Below are 4,295 nucleotides of genomic sequence, written 5' to 3'. Positions count from 1 at the left end.
CCGAAATCGTCGATCACTGCTGTGACGCCTGGAACAAGCTGATCGATCAGCCAGACCGCATCAAATCCATCGGAATGCGCCAATGGGCACATGGGTCATGATTATCGCGACTTGGTATCACTTCCCGTTTATTGGCCCAGCCCGAATCAAGCCGCCGGTTTCACGCCAGCTTCAGCCACCAGCGTTTGCAGTTCGCCGGCCTGGAACATTTCCATCATGATGTCGCTGCCGCCCACAAACTCGCCCTTGACATAAAGTTGCGGAACGGTGGGCCAGTCGCTGTATTCCTTGATGCCCTGGCGAATTTCCGCATCGGCCAGCACGTCCACGCCTTCGAAGGCAACGTTCAGCCGTTCGAGGATGGTGACAGCGGTAGACGAGAAGCCGCACTGCGGGAAGAAATGCGTGCCTTTCATGAACAGCACAACGTCGTTGCTGTTCACCAGATCGGCAATGCGGTCATGCACGGAATTGGTCATCGGGGAAATCCTTGGGGTTTGCGCGGCCGTTCAGGCCGGAACAGTAGTAAGTTTGAGAGCGTGCAGCGCACCCCCCATGCGTCCGCCCAGAGCATTATACACCAGCCGCTGCTGTGCAACCCTGGACAAGCCGGCGAACTGCGGCGCGGTCACCACGGCGGCATAATGATCGCCATCGCCGGCCAGATCGGTGATGTCCACCTTTGCGCCGGGCAGTGCGGCCAAGATCGCCGATTCGATATCGGCTGCGGCCATCGGCATCAGGCGTCTCCGCTGATCTGGGCTTCGGCCTGGGCCAGTTTCTCGGCCAGCATCGCCTTGATATCGTTCACGCCAACGTCCAGCCCGGCCAGATCGCCGGCCAGCTTGGCGATGATGTCGTCGTCACCGGGAATTTCAAGATCCGACAGCAACACCGTCTTGGCATATTCATCGGCGGCGGCGCCTTCCTTGCCCAGTTTCTCGGCGGCCCACAGGCCGATCAGCTTGCCGCGGCGCGCCAGGATGCGGAATCGCATCTCCTCGTCATGAGCAAACTTGCTTTCAAAGGCTTTGTGGCGATCGTCAAAGGTGGTCATGCTATTTTGCTCCCGAGCACGTCTGAGTTTCCAGATAGGCAAGCCGGGCCGCCTGTTCAATGCCGCCTGCCTAATGCCACCTGCCAAATCATTGTCTCTGGCGCGCTTTGGGGTTATGGCCTCTCGCCCGCGCTTGAGGCCCGTGATAGCCTGCTTCAGCGTCCTGAAATTGGTTTCGCGGTGCCCTGCCCACATCCGGGCCGGCCGTGCCGCCTTCGAAAGGTTTGCCATGACCCGCCGCCGCCAGATTTACGAAGGCAAGGCCAAGATCCTGTATGAAGGCCCGGAACCCGGCACCATCATCCAGTATTTCAAGGACGATGCCACCGCCTTCAACGCCCAGAAAAAGGGCACGATCAGCGGCAAGGGCGTGCTCAACAACCGCATTTCCGAACATGTGTTCACGTTGTTGGGCATGATCGGCATCCCCACGCATTTCATCCGCCGCCTTAACATGCGCGAGCAACTGGTTCGCCAGGTTGAAATCATCCCGATCGAAGTGGTGGTGCGCAATGTCGCCGCCGGCAGCATTTCCAAGCGTTTCGGCATCGAGGAAGGCACCCAGCTGCCGCGAACCATCATCGAATATTACTACAAGGATGATTCGCTCGGCGATCCGCTGGTGAGCGACGAGCATATCGCCGCCTTCGGCTGGGCCAGCCCGGACGAGATGCACGATATCGCCGACATGGCGATCCGGGTGAATGATTTCATGGCCGGCATGTTTGCGGCGGTCGGCATCCGGCTGGTGGATTTCAAGCTTGAATTCGGCCGCCTGTTTGACGGCGAGTTCAGCCGCGTCATCCTCGCCGACGAGATCAGCCCCGATAATTGCCGCCTGTGGGACATGAAAACCGGCGACAAGATGGACAAGGACCGATTCCGCCGTGATCTGGGCGGCGAAGTTGAAGCCTATCAGGAAGTTGCCCGCCGGCTGGGGCTGCTCACCGAAGATGAGCCCGCCGTGCTCGATCTGGATGAACACCGCAAAGCGCGCGGCAAGGACAAGCCCGCCCCGCCGGAGTGAGCGATCAGGCCGAGTGAGCGATCAGGCTGGTGCCCATCGCACCGGCTCGATCCGCCGCACGGCCAAGCCAAACACCAGCGTGCCCAGCCCGACAATGGCTGCCGTAACGATGAAGGCCGGGCGATAGCCGGCGGCATCGACGATGATGCCGGTCATCACCGGGCCGATGATGCCCGACAGATTGCCGATGCTGGTTTGCACCCCTACCCAGCGCCCGGCCGACGCCGGCCCGGCCATGGTCTGGCCGATCACGAACAGCAGATTGGGCACCGGGCCATAGCCAAAGCCGGTGATGGCGATCAGCGTGATCAGCGGCACCCAGCCCTGGATATCGGGCAGCAGCAGCAGGCCCATCACGCAGGCGCTGACCGACGCAAACAGCATCCGCCGCCGCCACATCGAGCCATCACCGCCGCGCCTGATCGCCCGGTCGATGGCCCACGCGCCCAACGTGCCCCCGGCAATCTGCGCAATGTAAAACACCGAAGTGAGCAGGGTCATGTCGAGAATCGAAAAGCCGCGCGCCTTGACCAGCCACAACGGCAGCCAGCCGACGATGAAATACAGCGCAAACGTGCCCGACAGGTGCAGCAGCGTGACTGCCCAGAAAGCGGGCTGACGCAGCACCTGCGCCAGGGGCGCAGCGTTGCCCGGCGCGTCGTCGTGCCGGCCCTCGCCTTCCTCGATGCCGCGGCGGGCCAGCCACCACGGCACCAGCCACACCAGCGTGGCCAGGCCGAAAACAATGAACATTTCCCGCCAACCCCACAGCTGCATGATGGCGCCGCCGGCCAGCGTGCCGATCAGCGGCCCCAGTGCCAGCCCGCCCGAAAGCGAGATGTTGGCCAGCCCGCGCGCGCCTTCAGGCACCCGCGCGATCAGCTTGGAACCGCAGGGGAACGCAACGCCTTCCCCCAGCCCCATCACCAGCCGCAGCAACACAAGCCCGGTAACGCCGCCCGCCACACCGGTGCCGACAAAGCCCATACCGATCGTGGCCAGCGCCCAGGTGGCGACGCCGAGCGCCATCAGCAGCCGCACGCTGATCTTGTCGGCCAGCCAGCCGGCCAGCGCGAGGGCGGGCACGTAGGTCCAGTAAAAGCTGGAGACGATGACGCCATAACGTTCGTTGGTGAGGCCGAATTCGTCCTTGATCAGCGGCGCCGCCACGCTCACGGCGCCGCGATCGATGTAATTGAGTGCAATGGCCGCCCCGATCAGGGTGATCGCCCAGCGCAACGGGCCTGACAGCATCAAATTCTCCCCGGCCAACACAGTGGCGGCGGCGCTCCGGCCCGTCAACTGGCCCACCGCGCGTCCGGCCGCTCGTGGGCAGATTGGCCATCATGATGGTGAAGGCAGTGGCGCTGGCATCGCTGGCCGCACTCGGCTATGCGGGCCGCTGTGCAAGGCAAGACCATCCTTCTGATCGTGGGCGGCGGCATCGCTGCCTTCAAGGCGCTTGAACTGGTGCGCGAACTGCGCCGTGCTGGCGCGCGGGTGTTGCCGGTGCTCACTGAAAATGGCGCGCGTTTCGTCACGCCGCTCTCGCTTTCGGCCCTGGCCGGCGAAAAGGTGCGCACCAGCCTGTGGGACCTGGAGGACGAAGCCGCGATGGGCCATATTCAGCTGTCCCGCGCCGCCGATCTGGTCGTCGTCTGCCCGGCCACCGCCAGCCTTATGGCACGCGCGGCGGCCGGCGAAGCCGGTGACCTGGCCGCCACGCTGCTGCTCGCCACCGACAAGCCGGTGCTGATGGTGCCGGCGATGAACGTGCGAATGTGGCTGCATCCAGCCACCCAGCGCAATGTCGCGGCCTTGCGCGGCGACGGCGTGACCGTGATGCAGCCTGATGACGGCGCAATGGCCTGCGGCGAGTTCGGCCCCGGCCGCCTGCCCGAAGTGCCGGCGATCATCGCAGCAATCATGGCAGCAATCGCGGCGCAGCTCGGCCCAAAAAATTTGGCGGGCCGGCATGCGCTGGTCACCGCCGGGCCAACGCACGAACCGATCGACCCGGTGCGCTTCATCGGCAATCATTCATCGGGCAAGCAGGGATTTGCCATTGCCGCCGCGCTGGCGCAAGCCGGCGCCCGCGTCACGCTGGTGGCAGGGCCGGTGCATCTGCCCACGCCGGCCGGCGTCACCCGCATCGACGTGACGACGGCGCGCGACATGCACGCCGCCTGCGAAGCCGCCCTGCCCGCCGAT

Annotated in this window: 6 protein-coding genes; 2 read left to right on the top strand and 4 right to left on the bottom strand. The window is 64.2% G+C overall.

The annotated features are described in order from the left end of the window. Positions 1-146 precede the first annotated feature (146 nt). Genes grxD through ACESL8_RS12845 form a run of 3 tightly spaced genes read right to left on the bottom strand, consistent with a single transcriptional unit; the run spans position 147 to position 1,057 of the window. Positions 147-479, bottom strand: coding sequence for a Grx4 family monothiol glutaredoxin (grxD, locus tag ACESL8_RS12855; RefSeq protein WP_372919475.1), 333 nt, complete (start codon positions 477-479; stop codon positions 147-149). Positions 480-509: 30 nt separating this feature from the next. After that, positions 510-740, bottom strand: coding sequence for a BolA/IbaG family iron-sulfur metabolism protein (locus ACESL8_RS12850; protein ID WP_372919473.1), 231 nt, complete (start codon positions 738-740; stop codon positions 510-512). Further along, positions 740-1,057 carry a DUF1476 domain-containing protein gene (locus ACESL8_RS12845; protein WP_372919471.1) on the bottom strand — a complete coding sequence of 106 codons (318 nt, stop codon included), beginning with the start codon at positions 1,055-1,057 and terminating at the stop codon, positions 740-742. The genes ACESL8_RS12850 and ACESL8_RS12845 overlap by 1 nt, the downstream gene beginning before the upstream one ends. Positions 1,058-1,286: 229 nt before the next feature. Here ACESL8_RS12845 and purC point away from each other — a divergent pair, with 229 nt between their 5' ends. Continuing rightward, positions 1,287-2,084: a phosphoribosylaminoimidazolesuccinocarboxamide synthase gene (gene purC, locus ACESL8_RS12840; RefSeq protein ID WP_372919469.1), complete on the top strand. Its 798-nt coding sequence runs from the start codon at positions 1,287-1,289 to the stop codon at positions 2,082-2,084. Between the two features lie 21 nt (positions 2,085-2,105). On the opposite strand, the gene ACESL8_RS12835 is transcribed toward purC, so the two are convergent. After that, entirely contained in the window at positions 2,106-3,338 is a 1,233-nt protein-coding gene (locus ACESL8_RS12835; protein WP_372919467.1) for an MFS transporter, read from the bottom strand. Positions 3,339-3,476: 138 nt separating this feature from the next. On the opposite strand from ACESL8_RS12835, the gene coaBC reads away from it, so the two are divergent. Further along, a partial coding sequence (gene coaBC, locus ACESL8_RS12830; RefSeq protein WP_372919465.1) for a bifunctional phosphopantothenoylcysteine decarboxylase/phosphopantothenate--cysteine ligase CoaBC occupies positions 3,477-4,295 on the top strand: 819 nt, incomplete at its 3' end.

Origin of the sequence: Sandarakinorhabdus sp., assembly GCF_041689835.1 — a bacterium.
In the GTDB taxonomy this organism is placed as follows: Bacteria; Pseudomonadota; Alphaproteobacteria; order Sphingomonadales; family Sphingomonadaceae; genus Sandarakinorhabdus.
Note: the sequence above shows the minus strand (reverse complement) of the source record. Positions and strands in the feature narration are given on the sequence as shown.

Coding starts and splice junctions, on each gene's coding strand:
- grxD (WP_372919475.1), bottom strand. CDS start 479: ATGACCAATTCCGTGCATGACCGCATTGCCGATCTGGTGAACAGCAAC.
- ACESL8_RS12850 (WP_372919473.1), bottom strand. CDS start 740: ATGCCGATGGCCGCAGCCGATATCGAATCGGCGATCTTGGCCGCACTG.
- ACESL8_RS12845 (WP_372919471.1), bottom strand. CDS start 1,057: ATGACCACCTTTGACGATCGCCACAAAGCCTTTGAAAGCAAGTTTGCT.
- purC (WP_372919469.1), top strand. CDS start 1,287: ATGACCCGCCGCCGCCAGATTTACGAAGGCAAGGCCAAGATCCTGTAT.
- ACESL8_RS12835 (WP_372919467.1), bottom strand. CDS start 3,338: ATGCTGTCAGGCCCGTTGCGCTGGGCGATCACCCTGATCGGGGCGGCC.